General features: G+C 58.4%; 21 protein-coding genes. 17 read left to right on the top strand and 4 right to left on the bottom strand.

Annotation, left to right across the window (positions count from 1 at the left end; genetic code table 11):
* Positions 1-9: 9 nt before the first annotated feature.
* The 13 genes from plsX to AB5Y93_RS11865 all read left to right on the top strand — a co-directional run bounded on the left by plsX (position 10) and on the right by AB5Y93_RS11865 (position 11,469).
* Positions 10-1,029, top strand: a complete 1,020-nt coding sequence (gene plsX, locus AB5Y93_RS11925; RefSeq protein ID WP_045524864.1) for a phosphate acyltransferase PlsX — start codon at positions 10-12, stop codon at positions 1,027-1,029.
* A 6-nt stretch (positions 1,030-1,035) separates the two neighbouring features.
* Complete coding sequence (locus AB5Y93_RS11920) at positions 1,036-1,995, top strand: beta-ketoacyl-ACP synthase III (RefSeq protein WP_010674740.1); 960 nt, start codon at positions 1,036-1,038, stop codon at positions 1,993-1,995.
* 66 nt (positions 1,996-2,061) lie between these two features.
* Positions 2,062-2,997 carry an ACP S-malonyltransferase gene (fabD, locus tag AB5Y93_RS11915; RefSeq protein ID WP_042017641.1) on the top strand — a complete coding sequence of 312 codons (936 nt, stop codon included), beginning with the start codon at positions 2,062-2,064 and terminating at the stop codon, positions 2,995-2,997.
* Between the two features lie 13 nt (positions 2,998-3,010).
* The gene (gene fabG, locus AB5Y93_RS11910; RefSeq protein WP_279989360.1) at positions 3,011-3,745 is read left to right on the top strand and encodes a 3-oxoacyl-ACP reductase FabG; all 735 of its coding nucleotides are present in this window, start codon (positions 3,011-3,013) and stop codon (positions 3,743-3,745) included.
* 157 nt (positions 3,746-3,902) lie between these two features.
* Positions 3,903-4,139 carry an acyl carrier protein gene (gene acpP, locus AB5Y93_RS11905; RefSeq protein WP_005300909.1) on the top strand — a complete coding sequence of 79 codons (237 nt, stop codon included), beginning with the start codon at positions 3,903-3,905 and terminating at the stop codon, positions 4,137-4,139.
* A gap of 81 nt (positions 4,140-4,220) precedes the next feature.
* Positions 4,221-5,462 (top strand): beta-ketoacyl-ACP synthase II, encoded by a 1,242-nt coding sequence (gene fabF, locus AB5Y93_RS11900; RefSeq protein WP_151027385.1) that lies wholly within the window; start codon positions 4,221-4,223, stop codon positions 5,460-5,462.
* Between the two features lie 66 nt (positions 5,463-5,528).
* Positions 5,529-6,335 (top strand): aminodeoxychorismate lyase, encoded by an 807-nt coding sequence (pabC, locus tag AB5Y93_RS11895; RefSeq protein ID WP_045524866.1) that lies wholly within the window; start codon positions 5,529-5,531, stop codon positions 6,333-6,335.
* Complete coding sequence (gene mltG / locus AB5Y93_RS11890; RefSeq protein ID WP_323933764.1) at positions 6,325-7,326, top strand: endolytic transglycosylase MltG; 1,002 nt, start codon at positions 6,325-6,327, stop codon at positions 7,324-7,326. The genes pabC and mltG overlap by 11 nt, the downstream gene beginning before the upstream one ends.
* On the top strand, positions 7,326-7,967 hold the full coding sequence (gene tmk, locus AB5Y93_RS11885; RefSeq protein WP_368229424.1) for a dTMP kinase: 642 nt from the start codon (positions 7,326-7,328) through the stop codon (positions 7,965-7,967). The genes mltG and tmk overlap by 1 nt, the downstream gene beginning before the upstream one ends.
* The gene (gene holB, locus AB5Y93_RS11880; RefSeq protein ID WP_368229423.1) at positions 7,952-8,899 is read left to right on the top strand and encodes a DNA polymerase III subunit delta'; all 948 of its coding nucleotides are present in this window, start codon (positions 7,952-7,954) and stop codon (positions 8,897-8,899) included. Before tmk ends, holB begins: the two co-directional genes overlap by 16 nt.
* Positions 8,900-8,911: 12 nt before the next feature.
* Positions 8,912-9,691: a TatD family hydrolase gene (locus AB5Y93_RS11875; RefSeq protein WP_368229422.1), complete on the top strand. Its 780-nt coding sequence runs from the start codon at positions 8,912-8,914 to the stop codon at positions 9,689-9,691.
* A gap of 301 nt (positions 9,692-9,992) precedes the next feature.
* Positions 9,993-11,021 carry a site-specific integrase gene (locus AB5Y93_RS11870; protein ID WP_336582085.1) on the top strand — a complete coding sequence of 343 codons (1,029 nt, stop codon included), beginning with the start codon at positions 9,993-9,995 and terminating at the stop codon, positions 11,019-11,021.
* Positions 11,022-11,184: 163 nt separating this feature from the next.
* Positions 11,185-11,469, top strand: a complete 285-nt coding sequence (locus tag AB5Y93_RS11865) for a RepB family protein (protein ID WP_183148419.1) — start codon at positions 11,185-11,187, stop codon at positions 11,467-11,469.
* Positions 11,470-11,703: 234 nt separating this feature from the next.
* Here the strand turns inward: AB5Y93_RS11865 and rsmF are convergent, their stop codons facing one another.
* The 4 genes from rsmF to AB5Y93_RS11845 form a co-directional block, all read right to left on the bottom strand.
* The gene (gene rsmF, locus AB5Y93_RS11860) at positions 11,704-13,134 is read right to left on the bottom strand and encodes a 16S rRNA (cytosine(1407)-C(5))-methyltransferase RsmF (RefSeq protein WP_368229607.1); all 1,431 of its coding nucleotides are present in this window, start codon (positions 13,132-13,134) and stop codon (positions 11,704-11,706) included.
* A gap of 129 nt (positions 13,135-13,263) precedes the next feature.
* Positions 13,264-15,816, bottom strand: coding sequence for an MlaD family protein (locus AB5Y93_RS11855; protein WP_041205787.1), 2,553 nt, complete (start codon positions 15,814-15,816; stop codon positions 13,264-13,266).
* A 51-nt stretch (positions 15,817-15,867) separates the two neighbouring features.
* A complete protein-coding gene (locus AB5Y93_RS11850) occupies positions 15,868-16,476 on the bottom strand; it encodes a paraquat-inducible protein A (protein WP_010674753.1) in 609 nt (202 codons plus the stop codon).
* A complete protein-coding gene (locus tag AB5Y93_RS11845) occupies positions 16,454-17,098 on the bottom strand; it encodes a paraquat-inducible protein A (protein ID WP_010674754.1) in 645 nt (214 codons plus the stop codon). The genes AB5Y93_RS11850 and AB5Y93_RS11845 overlap by 23 nt, the downstream gene beginning before the upstream one ends.
* A gap of 220 nt (positions 17,099-17,318) precedes the next feature.
* On the opposite strand from AB5Y93_RS11845, the gene AB5Y93_RS11840 reads away from it, so the two are divergent.
* From AB5Y93_RS11840 to AB5Y93_RS11825, 4 genes are all read left to right on the top strand, one after another.
* Positions 17,319-17,624, top strand: coding sequence for a YebG family protein (locus AB5Y93_RS11840; RefSeq protein WP_368229420.1), 306 nt, complete (start codon positions 17,319-17,321; stop codon positions 17,622-17,624).
* A gap of 306 nt (positions 17,625-17,930) precedes the next feature.
* Positions 17,931-19,199: a tyrosine-type recombinase/integrase gene (locus AB5Y93_RS11835; protein ID WP_368229419.1), complete on the top strand. Its 1,269-nt coding sequence runs from the start codon at positions 17,931-17,933 to the stop codon at positions 19,197-19,199.
* A gap of 192 nt (positions 19,200-19,391) precedes the next feature.
* On the top strand, positions 19,392-19,742 hold the full coding sequence (locus tag AB5Y93_RS11830; protein ID WP_201901071.1) for a DUF3653 domain-containing protein: 351 nt from the start codon (positions 19,392-19,394) through the stop codon (positions 19,740-19,742).
* Between the two features lie 112 nt (positions 19,743-19,854).
* Positions 19,855-20,265: a hypothetical protein gene (locus tag AB5Y93_RS11825; protein ID WP_201893946.1), complete on the top strand. Its 411-nt coding sequence runs from the start codon at positions 19,855-19,857 to the stop codon at positions 20,263-20,265.
* The last annotated feature ends 160 nt before the right edge of the window (positions 20,266-20,425 follow it).

Raw genomic sequence — 20,425 nt, 5'->3', positions numbered from 1 at the left:
GGATTGCCTTTGTCTACGCAAACTGTCGCGCTAGACATAATGGGGGGAGATATCGGCCCCTCGGAAACAGTGCCTGCCGCCGTGCAGGCACTGTCTCTTCTACCCCAGCTAAAACTTGTTCTGGTCGGTGATCAACACCAGACCGCCCCTCTTCTGCAGCAACATGGCTTGCTCAACCACCCTCGCGTTCGTCTCGTGCATGCCTCTCAGGTCGTGGGCATGGGCGAAAAGCCTATCGTGGCGCTGCGTACCCTGAAAGACTCCTCCATGCGCGTGACCCTGGACCTGGTCAAGAGCGGCGCTGCCGATGCCTGTGTCAGTGCAGGCAACACCGGTGCCTTGATGGCCATGGCCAAGTGCGTGCTCAAATCCTTGCCCGGTGTTGACCGGCCAGCCCTCATCAAGGCGCTGCCCACATTGAGTGGAAAGCGGACCGTGATGCTGGATCTGGGTGCGAACGTGAGCTGCGATGCCGACACCCTGCTGCAATTTGCCGTGATGGGCGCCGTAGTCGCAGAGAAGGTCGAGGGGATACCTTCACCCAGAGTGGCACTGCTCAACGTGGGGGAGGAGGAGATCAAGGGCAACGACCTGGTGCGCCACAGCGCCGAGTTGCTGCGCCAATGCTCCGCCCTGAATTTTGTCGGTTTCATTGAGGGGGACAGGATCTTCAGCGGCGAGTGCGACGTGATCGTCTGCGACGGTTTCGTGGGCAACGTGGCGCTCAAGACCGCGGAGGGGGTGGTGCGGATGATGGCCGAACTGGCCGGATATCCGCGCAAAAAACGCAGTTTTCTTGGTCGACTCGCCGGATTTATGTTCAAACGGCGTTTCTCTTACCTGAACCCCGACCAGTATAATGGCGCGAGTCTGTTAGGATTGCGCGGCATTGTGGTAAAAAGCCATGGGCGGGCCGAGCGCCGCGCTCTGTGTCATGCGATTCTGCTGGCCGCACAAGAAGCCAGACATCAACTTCCATTGCAAATTGCAGATCGCCTTGAATCTGTCTTTTCCGACAGGGATTTATAAAACTCTATGCATAGCAAAATTCTGGGTACTGGCAGTTATCTGCCGAGTTCGGTTCGTACCAACGCCGATCTTGAACAGATGGTTGAAACCAGTGACGAATGGATCGTGGAACGCACCGGGATCCGTGAACGCCGTATCGCCGGAGCCGACGAAACCGTCGCGACCCTTTCTCATCAGGCGGCCTTGCGTGCGCTTGATGCGGCAGGTCTGACTGCCGCCGATCTGGACATGATAGTGCTGGCCACCACCAGCGCAGAGAATGCCTTCCCAGCTGCTGCCTGTGAACTGCAGGGGCTGCTTGACGTACCGGGGATCCCGGCGTTTGACGTAGCCGCCGCCTGTGCCGGCTTTACATATGCTCTCGCCATCGCCGATCAGTTCGTCAAATCCGGCGCTGCTCGCCACGTGCTGGTTGTCGGTGCGGACGTGCTGTCACGTATGTGCGATCCCGAGGATCGCGGCACCATCATCCTGTTCGGGGATGGGGCAGGGGCCGTGGTCATCGGTGCCAGCGACACTCCTGGGATCCTCTCCACCCATCTGCATGCCGATGGCCGTTATGGCGAGCTGCTCAAACTGCCGCAGCCCCGTCGCGGCATGCCGGGTGCTGAGCTCGAAGCCTACATGTACATGAAGGGCAACGATGTCTTCAAGGTGGCGGTGACACGCCTTAGCGAGATCGTGACCGAAACCCTGGCTGCGGCCAACGTCGAGCCGAGCGAGCTGGACTGGCTGGTGCCCCATCAAGCCAACTTCCGCATCATCAATGCCACCGCCAAGAAACTCGGCATGGGGCTCGACAAGGTGATCCTGACCCTGGATCGTCATGGCAATACCTCTGCGGCCTCCGTGCCCATCGCCTTCGATGAAGGGGTGCGCGATGGTCGCATCAAACCCGGCCAGCTGGTCCTGCTGGAAGCCTTCGGCGGCGGTTTTGCCTGGGGCTCTGCGCTGGTTCGCCTCTGATACCGAGCGGTGCCCGGTCCTCGGGCGCCCGCTTACCGAATTCGTCTTACCTTAAAGGAATCAATGATGACCCGATTTGCCATTGCCTTCCCGGGACAAGGCTCCCAGAGCGTCGGCATGCTGGCCGAGCTGGCCGAGCAACACGCTGTGATTAAAGAGACCTTCGCCGAGGCGAGCCAGGTGCTGGGTTATGACCTGTTTGCCCTGGTGATGGCAGGCCCGGCCGAGGATCTGAACAAGACTTGGCGTACCCAGCCCGCGCTGTTGACCGCCTCGGTCGCGCTGTGGCGCCTGTGGCAACAGCAAGGCGGGGCAACCCCTGCCGTGATGGCCGGGCACAGCCTGGGGGAATACTCCGCCCTGGTGTGCAGCGGCGCGCTGGCGTTTGCTGATGCAGTCAAACTGGTCGAGCTGCGTGGTCTGGCCATGCAGGAAGCCGTACCGGAAGGCACTGGCGCCATGGCTGCCATCATCGGTCTGGACAACGAAAGCATCGCTGCCAACTGTGAGAAAGCGGCCCAGGGGCAGGTGGTCTCTCCGGTCAACTTCAACTCTCCGGGCCAGGTGGTCATCGCCGGCCACAAAGAGGCGGTCGAGCGTGCCAACGTGCTGATGAAAGAGTCAGGCGCCAAGCGTGCCCTGCCGCTGCCGGTCTCCGTGCCCTCCCACTGCGCCCTGATGAAACCGGCCGCAGAAAAGCTGGCCGCCGCCCTGGATGGGATCGAGATCAAGGTTCCTGCCATCGCCGTCATCAATAATGTCGACGTCTCTTGTGAGCAGGATCCTGCCGCCATCAAGCAAGCCCTGGTGCGTCAGCTGTTCAGCCCGGTTCGCTGGACTGAAACGGTAGAGCGCATGGCAAACGACGGTGTAACCCTCGAAATCGAGATGGGCCCGGGCAAGGTGTTGACCGGCTTGGCCAAGCGTATCGATGCGCGAGTGGAAGGTATTCACGCCAACGACGCCGCCTCGTTCGAGCAGGCGCTGGCCCAGATCAAGTAAACAGGAGCAAGTCATGAGTTTTACCGATAAGGTTGTGTTGGTCACTGGCGCCAGCCGTGGCATTGGTCGTGCGATTGCGGAGACGTTTGCTGCTCGTGGCGCCAAAGTCGTGGGTACCGCGACCAGCGAGAGCGGTGCCGAAGCGATCAGTGCTTACCTGGGTGAGCAAGGCTTCGGCATGGCACTGAACGTGACCAGTCAGGAATCCATCGAAACCGTCTTCGCAGCCATCAAGGCGCGTTTTGGCGACATCGACATCCTGATCAACAACGCCGGCATCACCCGCGACAACCTGCTGATGCGGATGAAGGATGACGAGTGGAACGAGATCATCGACACCAATCTCACCTCCCTGTACCGTCTGAGCAAGCCGGTATTGCGTGCCATGATGAAGAAGCGTAACGGTCGCATCATCAGCATCGGTTCCGTGGTCGGCACCATGGGCAACGCCGGTCAGGTCAACTATGCTGCTGCCAAGGCTGGTCTGGTTGGCTTTACCAAGTCGCTGGCCCGTGAAGTGGCATCCCGTGGCATCACGGTGAATGCGGTTGCTCCCGGTTTCATCGAGACCGACATGACCAAGGCGCTCAATGAAGAGCAGCGCGCCGGCATCATGAATCAGGTGCCTGCTGCCCGTTTGGGCGATCCGAAAGAAATTGCTGCCGCTGTGGTATTCTTGGCATCGGATGATGCCGCCTATATTACCGGCGAAACCCTGCATGTTAATGGCGGGATGTACATGGTGTAATCAATTTGTCGTGAGTTCTGTTCAAATTTGCGATAATACGCCGAAGTTTGGCACATTTCGTGGTTTGACCAGCGGCAAGTCACTTGCAAACTCACGTCAATTGAATACACTACCCCAACCAGACGCAATAGCGTATTTTTAAAGGAAAATTCAGGTCATGAGCAACATCGAAGAACGCGTAAAGAAAATCATCATCGAACAACTGGGTGTTAAAGAAGAAGACGTGAAGAACGCTGCCTCCTTCGTCGACGACCTGGGCGCTGACTCTTTGGATACCGTTGAACTGGTAATGGCGCTGGAAGAAGAATTCGATACCGAAATTCCTGATGAAGAAGCCGAGAAGATCACCACTGTTCAAGCGGCTATCGACTACATCACCGCTAATCAGGAATAAGTTCCTGTTCTGAAAGAAGCGGCCCAAGGGCCGCTTCTTTTATGTTTACCCCTTTCAAAACACCTCTCGGAGACTACCTCAGTGTCAAAACGCAGAGTCGTGGTGACCGGCTTGGGGATGCTTTCCCCGGTAGGCAACACTGCCGAATCCAGCTGGCAAGCCCTGCTCAACGGGCAGAGCGGCATTTCCCTCATCGACCACTTTGATGCAAGCGAGTTCGCAACCCGTTTCGCAGGCTTGGTCAAGGATTTCGACCCCGAAGAGTTCGGCATCAACCGCAAAGAAGCCCGCAAGATGGATCTCTTCATCCAGTATGGCGTGGCGGCGGGTGTTCAGGCCCTGGAAGATTCCGGCCTGATCATCAACGAAGAGAACGCGGAGCGGGTAGGCGTTGCCATCGGCTCCGGTATCGGCGGTCTGGGTCTGATTGAGCAGAACCACAGCAGCCTCATCAATGGCGGCCCCCGCAAGCTGAGCCCTTTCTTCGTTCCGTCCACCATCATCAATATGGTGTCCGGTCATCTTTCCATCATGAAAGGCATGCAGGGCCCGAACATCGCCGTGACTACCGCCTGTACCACGGGTACCCATGCCATCGGCATGGCTGGCCGGATGATCGCCTATGGCGATGCGGACGTGATGGTTGCCGGTGGTGCCGAGAAAGCCTCCACCCCCATGGGCATGGGCGGCTTTGCCGCTGCCAAGGCGCTCTCCACCCGTAATGACGAACCGCAGAAGGCGAGCCGTCCCTGGGACAAGGATCGCGACGGTTTCGTGCTGGGCGACGGTGCCGGCGTGTTGGTGCTGGAAGAGTATGAACATGCCAAGGCCCGCGGTGCCAAGATCTATGCCGAGCTGGTCGGCTTTGGCATGAGCGGGGATGCCTATCACATGACGGCCCCTCCCTCGGACGGCGATGGTGGCGCACGCGCCATGAAGAACGCCATCAAGGATGCTGGCATCGCACCCGAGCAGATCGGTTACATCAATGCCCACGGTACCTCCACGCCCCTTGGGGATGTGGCAGAGCTGCGCGGCATGAAGAAGGTGTTTGGTGACCATGCCAGCGCCCTGATGGTCAGTTCCACCAAGTCCATGACAGGCCACCTGTTGGGTGCGGCTGGCGCCATCGAGGCGATCATCACTGTGCTCTCTCTGCGTGACCAGATGGTGCCTCCCACCATCAACCTGGACAATCCGGATGATGAGTGCGACCTGGATCTGGTGCCGCACGTTGCCAAGGCCGGCAGCTTCGAATATGCCCTCTCCAATTCCTTCGGTTTTGGCGGCACCAATGGCTCCCTGATCTTCAAACGCGTATAATTCGCTCTGGGCGAATGATAAGGCCCGATACGGCAGTATCGGGCCTTTTTTATCGGAGGGATCCCCTTGCTGATTAATGGAATACCCACAGAAACACTGTCAGCCAGGGATCGTGGACTGGCATACGGTGATGGTCATTTCACCACCATGCTGGTGAGGGAAGGGAAGGTACTCTGGTGGCAGGACCATCTGGCCCGGCTGCAACATGCCAACGCCCGGCTTGGTTTTGGCGAGCACTCCTGGGACCTGCTTGCCGACGAGGCGGCGCAGCTGGCTTCTGGGCAGACACAGGCTGTCGTCAAGATAATGCTGACCCGGGGCGCCGGTGGGCGGGGATATGACGGCGCAGGCTGTGACACGCCCACTCGCATCGTCTCTTTGGCACCTTATCCTGAGCATTATCATGATTGGCAGCAAACCGGCATTAATGCCCTGGTATGCCAGCAGCAGCTTGGGGACAGTCCCATGCTCGCCGGTCTCAAGACGCTGGGGCGCCTCGAACAAGTGATGCTGAAGCGCGAACTTGCTGCGCGTGGCGGGGTCGAAGGTATAGTCTTGAACAGCCGGGGATTTCTGGTAGAAGGGGTCAGCGCGAATCTGTTTTGGCGTCGTGGCAGGACGGTGTTCACACCGGATCTCACCCGCGCCGGGATCGATGGCATCATGCGCAAGCGCGTGATGACGATGCTTAAACAGATGGGCATTGAACTGCGTGTCGTAGAGGCTCCATTGGAGTCACTCTGGCAGGCGGAAGAGGTCTGGCTGACCAATACCCTGATGGGGATTGTCCCGGTCACCCGCATCGGGGATATGCACTATCCCAGTCCGGTATTGATTCGCCGTTTACAGGAGCGCTTGGTCATTGAAGTTTAATCGGCTTTACACCCTGCTCGCGGGGGCGGCACTCTCTGTCGCCGTTGCCGGAGGGTACGTGTATCACAAGTGGCAACAGGTGGAGACGCTCACCAACAAGGGGCCAACCCGCCTCTTTACCGTCGAAAAAGGCGCCCATGCGGCGCGCCTGATTGCCGAACTGGGGGAGGGGGAAACCAGCCCCTGGGCGGTGCGTCTCTGGTTGCGCGGTCATCCCGAACTGGTGGCCATCAAGTCCGGCACCTATGAAATCAAGGAAGGGGCGCCGCTCAAGGAGACTCTCTCTCTCTTTGCTTCCGGCAAGGAGTTTCACTTCAGCCTGACCTTTGTCGAAGGGTCCCGTTTTGAGGATTGGCTGAAGCAACTTTCCAGCGCTCCCTATCTGGAGCGCCTGACTCTGGAGCAGAGCGAAACCGAACTGGCTCAGGAACTCGGCATCGAAAATGGCAAGCTGGAGGGGTGGTTCCTGCCGGAAACCTACGCCTATACCACTCATGCCAGCGATCTTTCCATCCTGCGCCGCGCCTATCAGGACATGAAAACGTTCCTGGAGGCTTCCTGGGAGAAGCGTCAGGCCAATCTGCCCTACAAGACACCCTATGAGGCGCTCATCATGGCCTCCATCATCGAAAAAGAGACGGGCCAACCGGATGAACGGGCCCAGATTGCCTCTGTGTTCGTCAATCGTCTACGCCTTGGCATGAAGTTGCAGACCGACCCTACCGTCATCTACGGGGTGAAGGACAGGTACGATGGCAACATTCGCCGCAGCGATCTGACCGATGTTAACCCTTACAACACCTATGTGATCGACGGTCTGCCTCCGACGCCCATCGCCATGCCGGGCAAGGCCTCCATCGAGGCGGCGCTCAACCCCAAATCGACCGACTATCTCTACTTCGTTGCCAAGGGGGGCGGTGCCCACTACTTCTCCAAGTCCCTCGATGAACACAATCGGGCGGTGCGTGAATACATATTGAAGAAACCCTAATGTCTAAATTTATCGTGATTGAAGGATTGGAAGGGGCAGGGAAGAGCTCTGCGATGCGCTATGTCACCGACTATCTGCAAGCCCACGGAGTGGCGCGGATCGAGTGCACCCGGGAGCCGGGCGGCACGCCGCTGGCGGAACGCATGCGGGCCATCGTCAAGGAAGTACACGACGAGCGCCTGACCGTCGAGGCCGAGCTGCTGTTGATGTACGCCTCCCGGGTACAACTGGTGGAGACCCTGATCAAGCCGGCCCTGGCAGACGGCATCTGGGTAGTGGGGGACAGGCACGATCTTTCCTCTCAGGCCTATCAGGGGGGTGGCCGCGGCATCGATGCGAACCTCATCGGCGCCATCAAACGGGCGGTCCTCGGGGATTTCAAGCCGGATCTGACGCTCTATCTCGACATTGATCCTGCCATCGGCCTGCAGCGGGCCCGCCATCGCGGCGAGTTGGACAGGATTGAGCTGGAGCAGATCGGCTTCTTTGAACGTACCCGCCAGCGTTACCTCGAGTTGGCGGCCGCCGATGATTCCATCCAGGTCATCGATGCCGGATTGCCCCCGGAGCAAGTCAAAGCCGCCATCGAGGCAGCTCTTGAGCATTATCTGGCAAGCGAGGGACTATGTATCCCTGGCTGATCCCGGATTGGCATGCCTTGAGCGAGACGGCCCGGGCCGGACGGCTCGGGCACGCCTGGTTGCTGCTAGGAGATCCTGGTCTTGGCAAGGAGCAGCTTGCAGAGCGACTGGCGCGACTGCACCTGTGTCAGCATCCACAACGAGGTGAGCCCTGCGGTCAGTGCCACTCCTGCCAGCTTTTTGAGAAGGGGCATCACCCGGATCTTGGCACCCTGGGGCCCGAGGGCAAGACCATTGGTGTCGAAGCCATCCGGGAGATTTGCAGCCGTCTCCAGAGCACGTCCCAGCTCGGTCGCGGAAAGGTGGTGATCATTCAGGAGGCGGAGCGCATGACGGAGTCTGCCGCCAATGCTTTGCTGAAGACGCTGGAAGAGCCGGCTGGCGACAGTCTGTTGCTGCTCATCGCATCTCGGGTATCTCGCCTGCTCCCCACCATCTTGAGCCGTTGTCACAAGCATGTCTGCCAGCTCCCCTCTGAGGGGGAGACCCTTGCCTGGCTCGCCGAGCAGGGCCATCAGGCCACCCAGGCCCAGGTGCGGATCTGCCAGGGTGCGCCGCTGCGGGTGCTGATCTATATCGAAGCACAGCAAGATGATGCCAGACGGGCATTGCTCGACGGATTTGTCTCGCTGGCATCGGCCCCCACCCGTGCGGCGAATGTCTGTGCCCAGTTGGCCGAGGATAATCAGGTCCGGCTGCACTGGTTGCAGCTCTTCTTGTGCGATGCCCTCAAGCTTCAGGCTGGCTGCGGCCATCATCAACTGGCGATGCCGGATCTTGCATCACTCAGCCAGCAACTGGCTGAGAGACACTCCAGCGAACGGCTCCTGGAAGCTGAACAGCAGCTGGTTGTGCTGAAAGAGGCTTGTCAGCCAGGACAGCTTTCCAATCCCACCATCCATTTGATGAACTGGCTCAATCGCTGGTTATAAACAAGGTTGTCTATGTTACTCGTTGATTCCCATTGCCATCTCGATCGCTTGAGTTATGGCTCCAAGCAGACCGACATGGCCGATGTACTGGCCAAGGCGGCGCAGCAGAGCGTGGGATATTTTCTCTGCGTGAGTGTGACCCAGGCCCAGTTCCCGACCATGATGGAGGCCATCGCTCCCTATCCCCAGGTGTTTGCCTCCTGCGGTGTTCACCCGCTCAATCAGGATCCCGGGGTGGATGCTGCCTTGCTGCTGACTCAGGCGGCCGATGAGAGAGTGGTGGCCATCGGCGAAACCGGGCTCGACTACTTCTATTCACCGGAAAACAAGGATGTACAGCAAGCCTCTTTCCGCGAACATATCCGGGTAGCCCGGGCACTGAACAAACCGCTCATCATCCACACCCGGGATGCCCAGGAAGACACGCTGCGGATCATGCGAGAGGAGGGGGCCGAACAGGTGGGCGGAGTGCTGCACTGCTTCACCGAGTCCCTCGAAATGGCCGAGGCCGCGATGGCCATGGGGTTCTATATTTCCATCTCGGGAATAGCCACTTTCAAGAACGCCTCAGCCCTGCAGGCAGTGGTCAAGGCGTTGCCACTGGAACGACTGCTGGTTGAAACCGACTCTCCCTATTTGGCACCGGTTCCCCACCGGGGGAGGGAGAACGAGCCTGCCTTTGTTCGCGACGTTGCCCAATTTATCGCTGATCTTCGCCAGATATCGCTCGCCGAATTGGCGGGGGCCACCAGCCACAATTTCTTCGAATTGTTCAAGTTGGCAAAGCGATAACAGACAACGCCCCGCATAGCGGGGCGTTTTACTATGACAATCAGCACTATCATTACCCATCCAAAAACAATCATGCCAAGTTGTTATCTCTCACTTTTTTTTGCGGTGGATACTGATGAGATTAAAGCCACAATCCTGATAAAACGGAGCAGGGATGACAGGGTACTTGAGAAATAAATGAGGGAGCTGAAATGGGTTAAAGCACTCTCCCTAAGTATCGATAATATTCATTATCAATACTTGATAGATCTGGATGATCCTGTAAGATCCACCGAAACTCCGCTTTAAATCATAGAGTTAAGTGAACTACCCACGCCTTCAAAACCCAGTTCAGCAATCCTTGCAAAGCGTCTTCGATCCTCAGCTGAACAGCCGGGCAAGACGCTTCCTGCGCAGCGCTAAAGCCGACTCCACCCTCAATGCCTATCAGGCAGATACCCGTATCTTTGTCTCCTGGTGCCAGCTCCACGGGCTGGATCCCTTGCAGACGACACACCACGACATCATGAATTTTCTGGCGGATCAGGCCGACGGCATCCTGGCCAACTGGGTCTGGCTGGACAAAGAAGAAGGGAAGGGGGAGCTTCGCAACGGGGAACCTCGCAAACCGGCCACCCTGGTAAGACGGCTTGCCGGCATTCGCTATGCCTTCAAGCAGAAGGGGATCCACCCCATGCCGACCGAGCATGCGGAGATAAAGGAGATGATGCGTGGCATAGTACGGCTCGGTGATAACCGCAAACGCAAAACGGGGGCGCTGACCCTGAAACCATTGGCCTGCGTGCTGGACGAGATAGATACCAGCAACCTGGCGGGACTTCGGGATTACACCCTGTTGCTGCTGATGTTCAGTGGCGCCTTGCGCCGATCGGAAGCGGCCAGGATCGAGGTGGATGACGTGCAGTTTGTGGGGCAGGGGATACGCCTTCGTCTCAAACCAAGCAAACATCAGCTCCATGAATCGGAGATAGCACTCATTCCGGGCACCCGGTATTGCCCAGTGTCTGCACTGCAACAATGGCTGAAAAGAAGCCGGATTGCTGAGGGCCCCCTGTTTCGCCGGATGAATCGCTGGGGACAGCTGATGGCAGACCCCCTGGGGCCGCAAGGTATCAACCTGATGATCAAGCGGCGAACCGGTCAGGCCATCGACGATCTCCACGTCAGTGGCCACAGTTTGCGGCGGGGGTTCATCACCTCGGCGGTGACGGCGGGCAAACCGATGAACAAGATCATCGAGGTGACCCGACACAAGGACATGCGCACCTTGCAGGAATATTTCGATGATGCACACAAGTTCTCGGATCACGCCCTGGATGGGTTGTTATAGAAAACCGCGCCTCTCAATTTTTTATGTTAAATGATATCCTGTTGATCTGGTGATATATTCATGTCGTCCTCCACAGACATCATGACGGTGGGGGAGTCGTAATCCGATTTACTTTCGTAGAAGATGCCAACGAAAAATGAGAGATAACATTCACGATATAGACATGTCGGAAGGTCACGATAGCCAGGAATTGAAGAAAAGCGCTGCGCAAGAGAATGCCGAACGGCAGCGCCAGCACGTGAAGCGCAAGCAGGAAACCCACAGCCGGTTGCAATGCTGGATAAGCAATCGTCATGCAGAGAGGTTGGCCATGCTGGGGCAACAACTGGAAGACAGTCAGGCCTCCATCATCGAGCAGGCGATCGATCTGCTCTATCAGCACGAACTGCAACAAACGACCAACGCGCAGCAGAGCGATATTCCCGAGTCGGCAGACATGCTCGAATAGACGATGGTATCGTGCCAACATGGTTGAAAAAGGAAGACAAAAAAAGCCAGGTACGAATTCCTTGTACCTGGCATAGGGGAATTGGCTCCTTGCAGAGCCGTGCGCTAACTGGTATGCGGATAGCCTTAAGCTTAGACAAGGCTCTAGGCATTTCAAGAACCGGATAAAAGTTCAACCAGAGTGGGGGTTTTTCAGACTCGAACAGGCGCTGTTTTTGCTCGAGCGACCCCACTCTCACGCATTGAACAGGTTGTTGTCCCGTACCAGCTCCCGGGGCAGGGCATTCTTGATGCGACTCCCCACCCATTTCCCCATGCCGAGCGGGTGCCCCTGGTAACGAACGATCACTTCCCCAGTCCCGGCATCCTGCTCTGGCCAGACATCTCGTCCCATCATGAATTCACGGGCATTGGCGGCATCCAGCTCGACGCATCCCTTGCTCGCCTCATGGCCGTAAGCCAGAGCCCATTCATGGGTCAATCGATATCCCTTCTTGAAGGTCTCAGCCAGCTTGATGCCGATGCGATCGAAACGCAGCTTCCCCTGTACCTGCTCGAAGGCGTAAGGGAAGAGCCAGATCTCGTCATTGCGGCCAAACAGTTGGCCATGGGGCACGATGCCAAAATTCCCTTCAATCTCCCGCAGCATGGGGCCGGCCTCTTTCTCTGGCAGCGGCGAGAAGGGGAACTTGCCGAGCTTGCCCGGTTTGAACATGGTGTTGGGCACGGAGTGATGCTTGTGCAACCGGGCAACGAAAAAGCCCTCACTGTCGAAGATCTGGGGCCACACATGCAGGTATCCCTCCGGCGTACAGGCTTTCTCCGCCCCCGGAAAGAGATCGGCCAACGAGTCAAAGCTGAAGGCATCGCCGAACTTCTCTTGCAGTGACTGACAGACGGCCTGATTCTCTTGCAGGCTCAGGGTGCAGGTGGAGTAGACCAGTACGCCGCCGGGTTTGAGGGCGTGAAAAGCGCTCTCCAGCAGGCCACGCTGCACCGCGGCAATCTCGTCGATGCTCTCGAGACTCCAGTTGCGCAGCGCGTCTTCATCTTTTCGCACCGTCCCCTCGCCGGAGCAGGGGGCGTCGAGCAGGATGGCGTCGAAGGTTTCAGGCAGCCATTGGCCAAAGACCTTGGCATCGAAATGGGTCATGCCGACGTTGGTCACACCGCAGCGCTGGATATTGGCGCTCAGCACTTTCAACCTGCTGCTGGAAAACTCGTTGGCGATCAGCATGCCGCGGTTTTCCATCAGCGCCGCGATCTGGGTAGTCTTGGAGCCAGGGGCGGCGGCCGCGTCCAGCAACATGCCATCCCGTCTGGTTTGCTCACTGGCAAAGAGCGCCGTCACCGGCAACATGGAGCTCGCTTCCTGGATATAGAAGAGGCCGCACAAATGCTCGGCCGTGTTGCCAAGGGGAACGCTCTCATCGCTGCGGGTGAGCCAGAAGCCGGCTGCACACCAGGGCACGGGATCCAGCTGCCAACCAAGCGGCGCCATACGGGCGACAAACTCGGATACCGTGATCTTGAGGGTGTTGACCCTGATGCTGCGCCGCAGCGGCTGCCGGCAACTCGCCACGAATGCCTCCATGGAGAGATGGGATGGCATGAACTCCGCAATGTGACGCAGGAAGTGATCGGGGAGGTAGGTGTTGTCGTGCACGGCGCAATCTCGCTGACCCAAAATGAGGGGCGACATCTTACCACAGTGCGCGGCCCTTCTTGATGGGGGAGTCCATGAGGCCATAAAAAAACCGGCACAAGGCCGGTTTTTGACGAACAGGGGAATAACTCAGGGCAAGATGCGGGGGCTCCACTCCAGCCACTCTTTCTCTGCCTTGGCATGAAGCGGATAACGATGGCCCGCCTTGACGGTCGCGCCCATTTCCCGCTCCGGCGTATTGAAGGCAATCCCGCCTGCCAGCAGGCTTTGCACCGTTTCGACCTCGATGGTGCCACCGGTCAGCCCGATATCGGCCTTGACCCCGGAGACATTCCAGAAGCGGCTATTGGCGCGTATCAGATGGGCGTACTGTCCATCCACATTCACATCGATCAGTACCTCACTGCCATCCCGGGCCAGGGTCACGCCGGTGACGCTGCCCACGACCATCTTGCGAAACAGCAGGGGGCTGCCCACGCTGATGCCATCGACGGAGGGGCTCTTGAGGGTCAGGGCAAGACCGGCGGGGCCACTCTGGCTCAAGGGGAAGGTCTCCTTGCCAGCCCCCCGGCCCGGTGTCGCCTCCACAAAGGCCCCCTTGATCAGGGTATCGAGGTGGGCAACCCCCCCCAGCCCGACCTTGGCCTGCACCAGGGCATAGCGTGCCCCGGATTGCAGGAAACGCGCGGCATATTGCTCATTCAGCTCGGCCTTGAAGCTTACCTGGCCCAGGGTCGGGTCCAGTTCCACCTGCTCTACTTTGCCGATGTCCACTCCGCGATAGCGGATGGGGCTGCCAACCCCGAGACCCGGGTTGTGATCCGCCGTGAGCGTGAGGGTACGCACCTGGGAGCTTGCCTGCTCCTTGCTGTCAAAGAGCTGATGACTGCTGCGACCTGTCCCCAGCTTGTCGAATTCGATGGCACCACGCAGCAGGGTGGCGAGGTTCCCCATCTTGACCTGCACGCCATCGAGCCGGATCTTGCCGTCGATGGCGGCCTTCTTCCAGAACTGGGGTTGCTGCTTGAGCAAAGGAGCATAGATGGCATCGATCTCCAGGGTGATGGCCACACCGCGATCATCGGCATCCAGCGCCTTGACCTTGCCCGCTTCCAGTCCCAGGTAGAGGACGGGGGAGCCCACACCGATACCATCAGCCTGAGCGGCACGCAGCGTCCAGCTGACCGCTTTGGCATGGCGGCTCCCAAGCAGGGCTAGCTCCTGGCTGGGGTAGAGGCGGTCAATCCTGTCACCCTTCGCAGCCTGTACCAGCTTGATGCCCCCCGCCAACCAGGCACTGGCCGGGCTGGTCTCCACCTTGATACCGCTGAGATCCGCCTCCACCTGCAAGGGGGCGGCGCGATAGAAGCGAGCCCGTTGCAGCAGATGGCGATAACGCTCGTTCACCAGCAACTCGACACTGGCATTGCCGCCGGCATCCAGGGTCAGTGCCCCGAGCTGACCTATCTGCAACCCCTTGAACCAGAGCGGAGCCCCTTCGCTCAAACCGGCGAGATCCTCTGCCTGCAGGGTCAGCTTGATGCCGCCGCGCTGTGCCTGGCTCTCCAGGGTCATGGTGTTAACCCGTTTACCGGGTTCATAGTCCAGACGAATGGCGGGCCCGGCCAGCAGGCGATCCGCATGCTTGATCCCGGCAGGGGAGAGAGAGACCGTCTCCCACACCAGACGACTCTTGCCGGTCACCCGGAACGCCTGTTCGGGGTTGATGAGGGCCGTCACGCTCCGTCCCTGTTCGGTGAGGCGAATAGGGTCGACTCGTCCAATCTCGATGCCCTCATAGAGGATGGGCATCCCTTCCTTGATGGGCAGAGTCCCCGCCTGGATGGTGATGCGCTCACCCCGGGCGGCCTCGGCCAACCCCTTGTAGAGGATGAAGTTGACCCCCTTTTGCGCCACGGGAGAATCCTTGGGGGAGTCAAACGCAATGCCGCCGCTCAGAATGGAGGTGAGACTGCCCGCCTCCACGCTGACGCCAGCCAGGCTGAAGGAGCCTTTGATGCCGCTGATGTTCCAGAATCGGGTATCCGCCTTGACGAGGTGCTCGAAGCGCGGCTCGATCACCAGATCCAGGATCACGTTCTGGTTCTCTTCCCCAAGACGGGTGTTGATGACACTGCCCACCTCCAGCCCGCGGAAATAGATCTTGGCGCCGATGCCCACCGACCCCAGAGAATCGGCTGTCAGGTGCAGGGTTCGCCCCTGGGCCTGATAACCGGGGGGAGGGCCATCCAGGGCATCGAACTCATCCTCCAGCGGGTTGTTCTCCCGTCCGGGTTGCAGGTTGATGTAGTTGCCTGACACCAGGGTGTCCAGGCCGGAGATCTCGGTCAGTGACGCCTTGGGACTCACCAGCCAGAAGTCGGAGCCCTTGCGTATGAGGGAGCGGGCACGGCTGTCCACCTTGGCCAGCACCGCAATCTTGCGACCATCCTGTGCCAGTTCCAGCTCCTGGACCACGCCGATGGCGACCCCCTGATAGCGCAACTGGGTCTTGCCCGGCAAGATACCGTTGCCTTGGGCAAAGTTGATGCGAATGAGTTGACCACTGCTCGTCCACTGCTGGTAGAGAAAGCCTCCCGCCAGCAAGAGGGCGATGAAGGGCAGCAACCAGACCGGTGATAACCAGCGGTGCTTCTCAATGACGGGCTCAGCCCCGACCATACCGACTCCTTACATTGGCTGTGATGCACAGCGCGTTCGACACAAAAAACATTAACGGGCCGCCTTGTCCCACAACAGGCGGGTATCGAGCATCCTGGCCGACATCATGGTGAGCACCACCACGCCGGCGAATGCCGTCGCCCCGGGGCCGGCACGCACGTTGAGCAGCACGCCGCGATCCACCAGGGCCACCATCAGCGAGATGACGAAGAGGTCCAGCATGGACCAGCGTCCGATGAAATCGATGATGCGGTACATGACGAGCTGGCGTTTGCGGCGCACCGGCTTGCTGCGCTGCAACTGCCAGCAGATCCAGCCAAGACCCAGGATCTTGCCGATGGGCACGATGATGCTAGCCGTCAGTACTATGGTGGCGATGCCGGACATCTTGCTGCGATAGAGCGCCATGATACCGCTGAAAATGGTATCGGACTGCAATAATCCCTTGTTGTAGAAGTGGGTGATGGGCAGCAGGTTTGCAGGCAACAACATGAAGGTGGCCAGCGCCAACAGGCCCCATGACCAGGCGAGGGAATGGGGAATGCGCATCTGCAAGGGGGTGTGACAACGAGGGCAGCTCATGCCGTGTTGATGGCGCACCAGCAACCCGCAGGTATGGCAGCGGCAAAGCCCCAGTTCACGGGCGCTGATCGGGGACATGGTCCGGCTCCCGGGAGGCATGTTGCAGCGGAATCCGCTCCCAGTAAGGGGCAGGATCAAAGAGGATCAGCAGCGTCATGTTGAGCAGCATCAGACAACCCAGGCTCAGCAGACCGCCTCCCAGGCGCACGTCGGCGATGTCGATAAGCTTGAACAGGGCGACCAGCAGGCTGACGATGTACACCTCCAGCATGGCCCAGTGGCGAAATACCTCGACCGCTTTGAGGGTCCACGCCAGCAGATGCCAGCGCTTGGCCAGGCCGGAGGCGAGGGCAAAGATCCCGAGCAGCAGCCCCGTCGGCGCCAGCACGGCGCACCAGAGCACCAGTGTTGCCACCCAGAGCTCGCTCTCGGCATACAGCATCATAATTCCCTTGATCAGGTTGGCGTCCGAGTTCACGCCCGCCAGACGAAGATAGATCAAAGGCTCAAAAAACGCGGAAGGCAGCAACAGGAATCCGGTGATGGTCAGCGCCATCAACTGGGAAGGGCGAAAGGCATAGCGCCCATAGAGATGCTGATGACAGCGGGGGCAATGGGCGTGACGGCGCAGCGGCAGCAACTTGCGTTCGATCAGCAAGTCACAGGCCGGACAGACAATCACCGAGTGCGGATCCGACATACGATTCAACCTGTTGAAGGAATTGATGAAATTTACCTTAAAACGCCTGCTCTGTCTTGCCGCGCTGCACACCCCCCTTTGAAAAGACGTGTTTTCCGCTGTGAACTGGCCGCCGCCAGCCAAGCAGGGGCTGGCGATGCAAGCCGACATGCTGAGGGTATTTGCAATACTGTATATACGTACATATACTTGCAATCACTATCATCAGGAGGGCGCCGCGATGGCCGTTGAGATCAAGTATGTTGTGGTACGTGGGGGAGTGGAGAAGATGACCTTTGCCAGCAAGAAAGAGGCGGATGCCTATGACAAACTGCTGGACACCGCCGATGAGCTGATGACACTGCTGGCGGGTGCGCCGGTCGCGCTTGCACCGGAGCAGCAGGAGAGTCTGGCCTTTTATCTGGCCGAGCAGCGGGATCAGTTGCAGCAGGTATTGCGCGGTGGAAAAGGGCAGGGGAATCCACTCAAAGAAGACAAGCTGGATACTGAACTGCCAAAGGGGAAGCCCCTGAAGAGCGTGGCTTGAGACGAAAGGGCGGGAAGGGGATGTGAGGCAGAAGCCGCTCTCTCATTCATGAAAAGTGCAACTTAAGTCATTGTCACGACTATTTTCCCCGATAATTTTCCAACCACACTGCATATTCATTGAATATGCCGATTGCTCGTGATCATGGGGTATCACAGCAAGATGCCTCAGGTCGTTGCCCCCAAGGCGCACTGCAAGCCCTGATGCCGATAACCCCATTTATCGGCATCAGGGGGTTGCGGCCCCGTTCAAAACATTCAACCGACATCACACACCATCATGATTCATCCAGCACTTCCACCCGCCATGCCACTGTTCGATAGCGTGGACCACCTTGAAGCGGGCAATCCCCAGGTCAACCAGTACCTCGCCACCCTGAGTCTTGGCAAGGTCCCCGACGCGGGGATCGTCTATGAGCTGGCCGTCGACTGGCTGCTGGAGCAGCGCCACAGCGAAAACAACTACAAGACCTATCGCAGTGAGCTGACCACTTTTTTGCACTGGTGTTTTTGCGAGGTGGCCATCAGCCCCAGGGATCTCACTAGGCGCATCATGATGCGCTATCTCGACTATTGCCAGGCGCCACCGTCCGGACTGATTGCCTATCGCAACGTCGCCCAGTTCGTGCTCGACAAGGAGTGGGGGGAACGGTTGCCAAACCCCCTGTGGCGTCCGTTTCTTGGCAAGCGGGAACTGGGCCGGGAGCTGCCGTATCGACTGAGTGAGCAGGCGATGAAGACAAAACTCGCCATTTTGTCCGCCTTCTTCCAGTTTCTCATCCAGGAGGAGTACATGGATCGCAATCCGGCTCTCCTGCTGCAGCGGGTTAAACGTGCGGGCCCCCAGGAGGCTGGTGAAGACGCGCAATCCTTCACTGAGCTGCAATGGTCCTATGTGATGCAAGCCGCCGAACAGCTCGCTGCCGTATGCCCGGCACAACATGAGCGCAGCCGCTTTCTCATCTGTCTGATGTATGCCTGTTATCTGCGGATTTCCGAGGTGGCGGCCAGGCCGGGTTTCAGCCCCGTCATGGGTCAGTTTCGACGTGACCCCAAAACGGGCGTCTGGGGTTATGACATTCCCCGCAGCAAAGGCGGTAAACGGCGCACCGTGGCCGTCTCTCAGGCTCTGCTCGAAGCCCTGGCTCGCTATCGAACCTTTCTTGGCCTTTCGCCACTGCCGGCCCCCGGAGAGCAGACCCCGCTGTTCGTACGCCACAAGGCGGCGGCCCATGGCCGCGAACAAGGCGAACTCAATGCCAATCTGGGTATCCGCCAGCTACGAGACCTGGTGATGGCGGTATTTGAACAGGCCGCAAGCCTTGCCGAACAAGACGGTTTTGCTCAGGATGCCGCTGAAATGCGAACCCTGACGCCGCACTCCATTCGCCATACCGGTATCACCCATGACATCAATCTGCACGGCCGGCCTTTATCCCACGTTCAAGCCGATGCGGGACACGACAGCATCGACACCACCTCCAAGTACCTGCACACCGGCAACCGGGAACGTCACGAGAGTGCCAGCCGCAAGCCGCTGGACCACTTGCTCGACCAGAACCGTACATATGATTGATAACCAGTGGTGAACAATAAAACTGCACTCATAGCCAAGACGCGGGACCTAAAGGCAATTCTTGATTGACCATGCCCTGGGACTCGTAAAATACGACACTGCGCATAATGTCGCGTTTGGTTAAATGCCCATGTGAAGCCCGCCGATAAGCCAGCCCACGCAATTTTGCTGGTTTATCAGGTATTTACTTGGATGGAACGAGAGTTGACCAAAAACTTCATTTTTCGTTGGTTTGAATGCGGTTTATCGGAAGAGGAGACGGCAAATCTATGTTTCGTTTCTGTGAGGCAGGTCACAAATTGGGATAAGGGTAAAGAGATCCCACCTGTCTATAAACGGCTTATGCGTATGGCATCTGGGCGGGAGCTGCCCACGATTTTCAAGGAATGGCAGGGATGGCGGATGAAGAATGACTGCCTGATCGCACCGAATGGCGTCATGTTCGACAGGAGGAGGATCGAGGCGCTGGCCATCATCCAGGCCGAGCTGTCAGAGAAGCAGAGGGAAGCCTTCCACTGGCGGAAGAAGCTAGGCATCAAGTAGACAGGGGAGGGGGCGCAAGCCCCCTTTTTCCTGACCTGCACAGGCTTGCAAACGTTTTCAGTTGAGTGCAAGATAATTCAACACACACATAAAAACATGGGAATAAGTTCGGATGGGGCCCGTTATTGCTCATGGCAAACATATCTCCAGCATTTCTGAACAAGTGATCCAAAGCCAACTGATAGGGGCGTTCAACTCGGAGGGGTGCAGGATTTGGGTTGACAGCATCAAGACCCTCATCGCCAGCCTTGACGGTCGTCCGTTCTGCTTCCTTGTCGATACAAGAAGCTACGAAGGCGGCACCGATGAGGCTCTCAGTACAGCTAATGACTTCAATGGTTGGCTCAACGGCCAGAAGATGGTCGCTAAAGCTCATGTCATCAGATCCCAGGTACTACACGACATAGCGATTGAGCGAGTACCCAACATAAAGCAGCAGAATGTCAGAACCTTCAAGAACCAGGAGGACGCCATGACTTGGTTGATGGAAGAGCTGAGGCTATCCGCAGTCGACCAAGCATGAATACCGCATCCACCTGGGGAACTGCCCAGGAAGGATGGCGGAAGAAGCTAGACAGGGTAGGGCAGGGGGCGCAAGCCCCCTTTTTCATGGGCGCAGCATGATATGTCGTTAAAGCCTGACCAGGTACGCTGCAGCGCAGCACAAACCACTAAAGATGTGA

Source organism: Aeromonas sp. R10-1 (genome assembly GCF_040908465.1).
Classification (GTDB): domain Bacteria; phylum Pseudomonadota; class Gammaproteobacteria; order Enterobacterales; family Aeromonadaceae; genus Aeromonas; species Aeromonas caviae.
The sequence above is the reverse complement of the archived record's forward strand: the minus strand, read 5'-3'. Positions and strand labels throughout refer to the sequence as shown.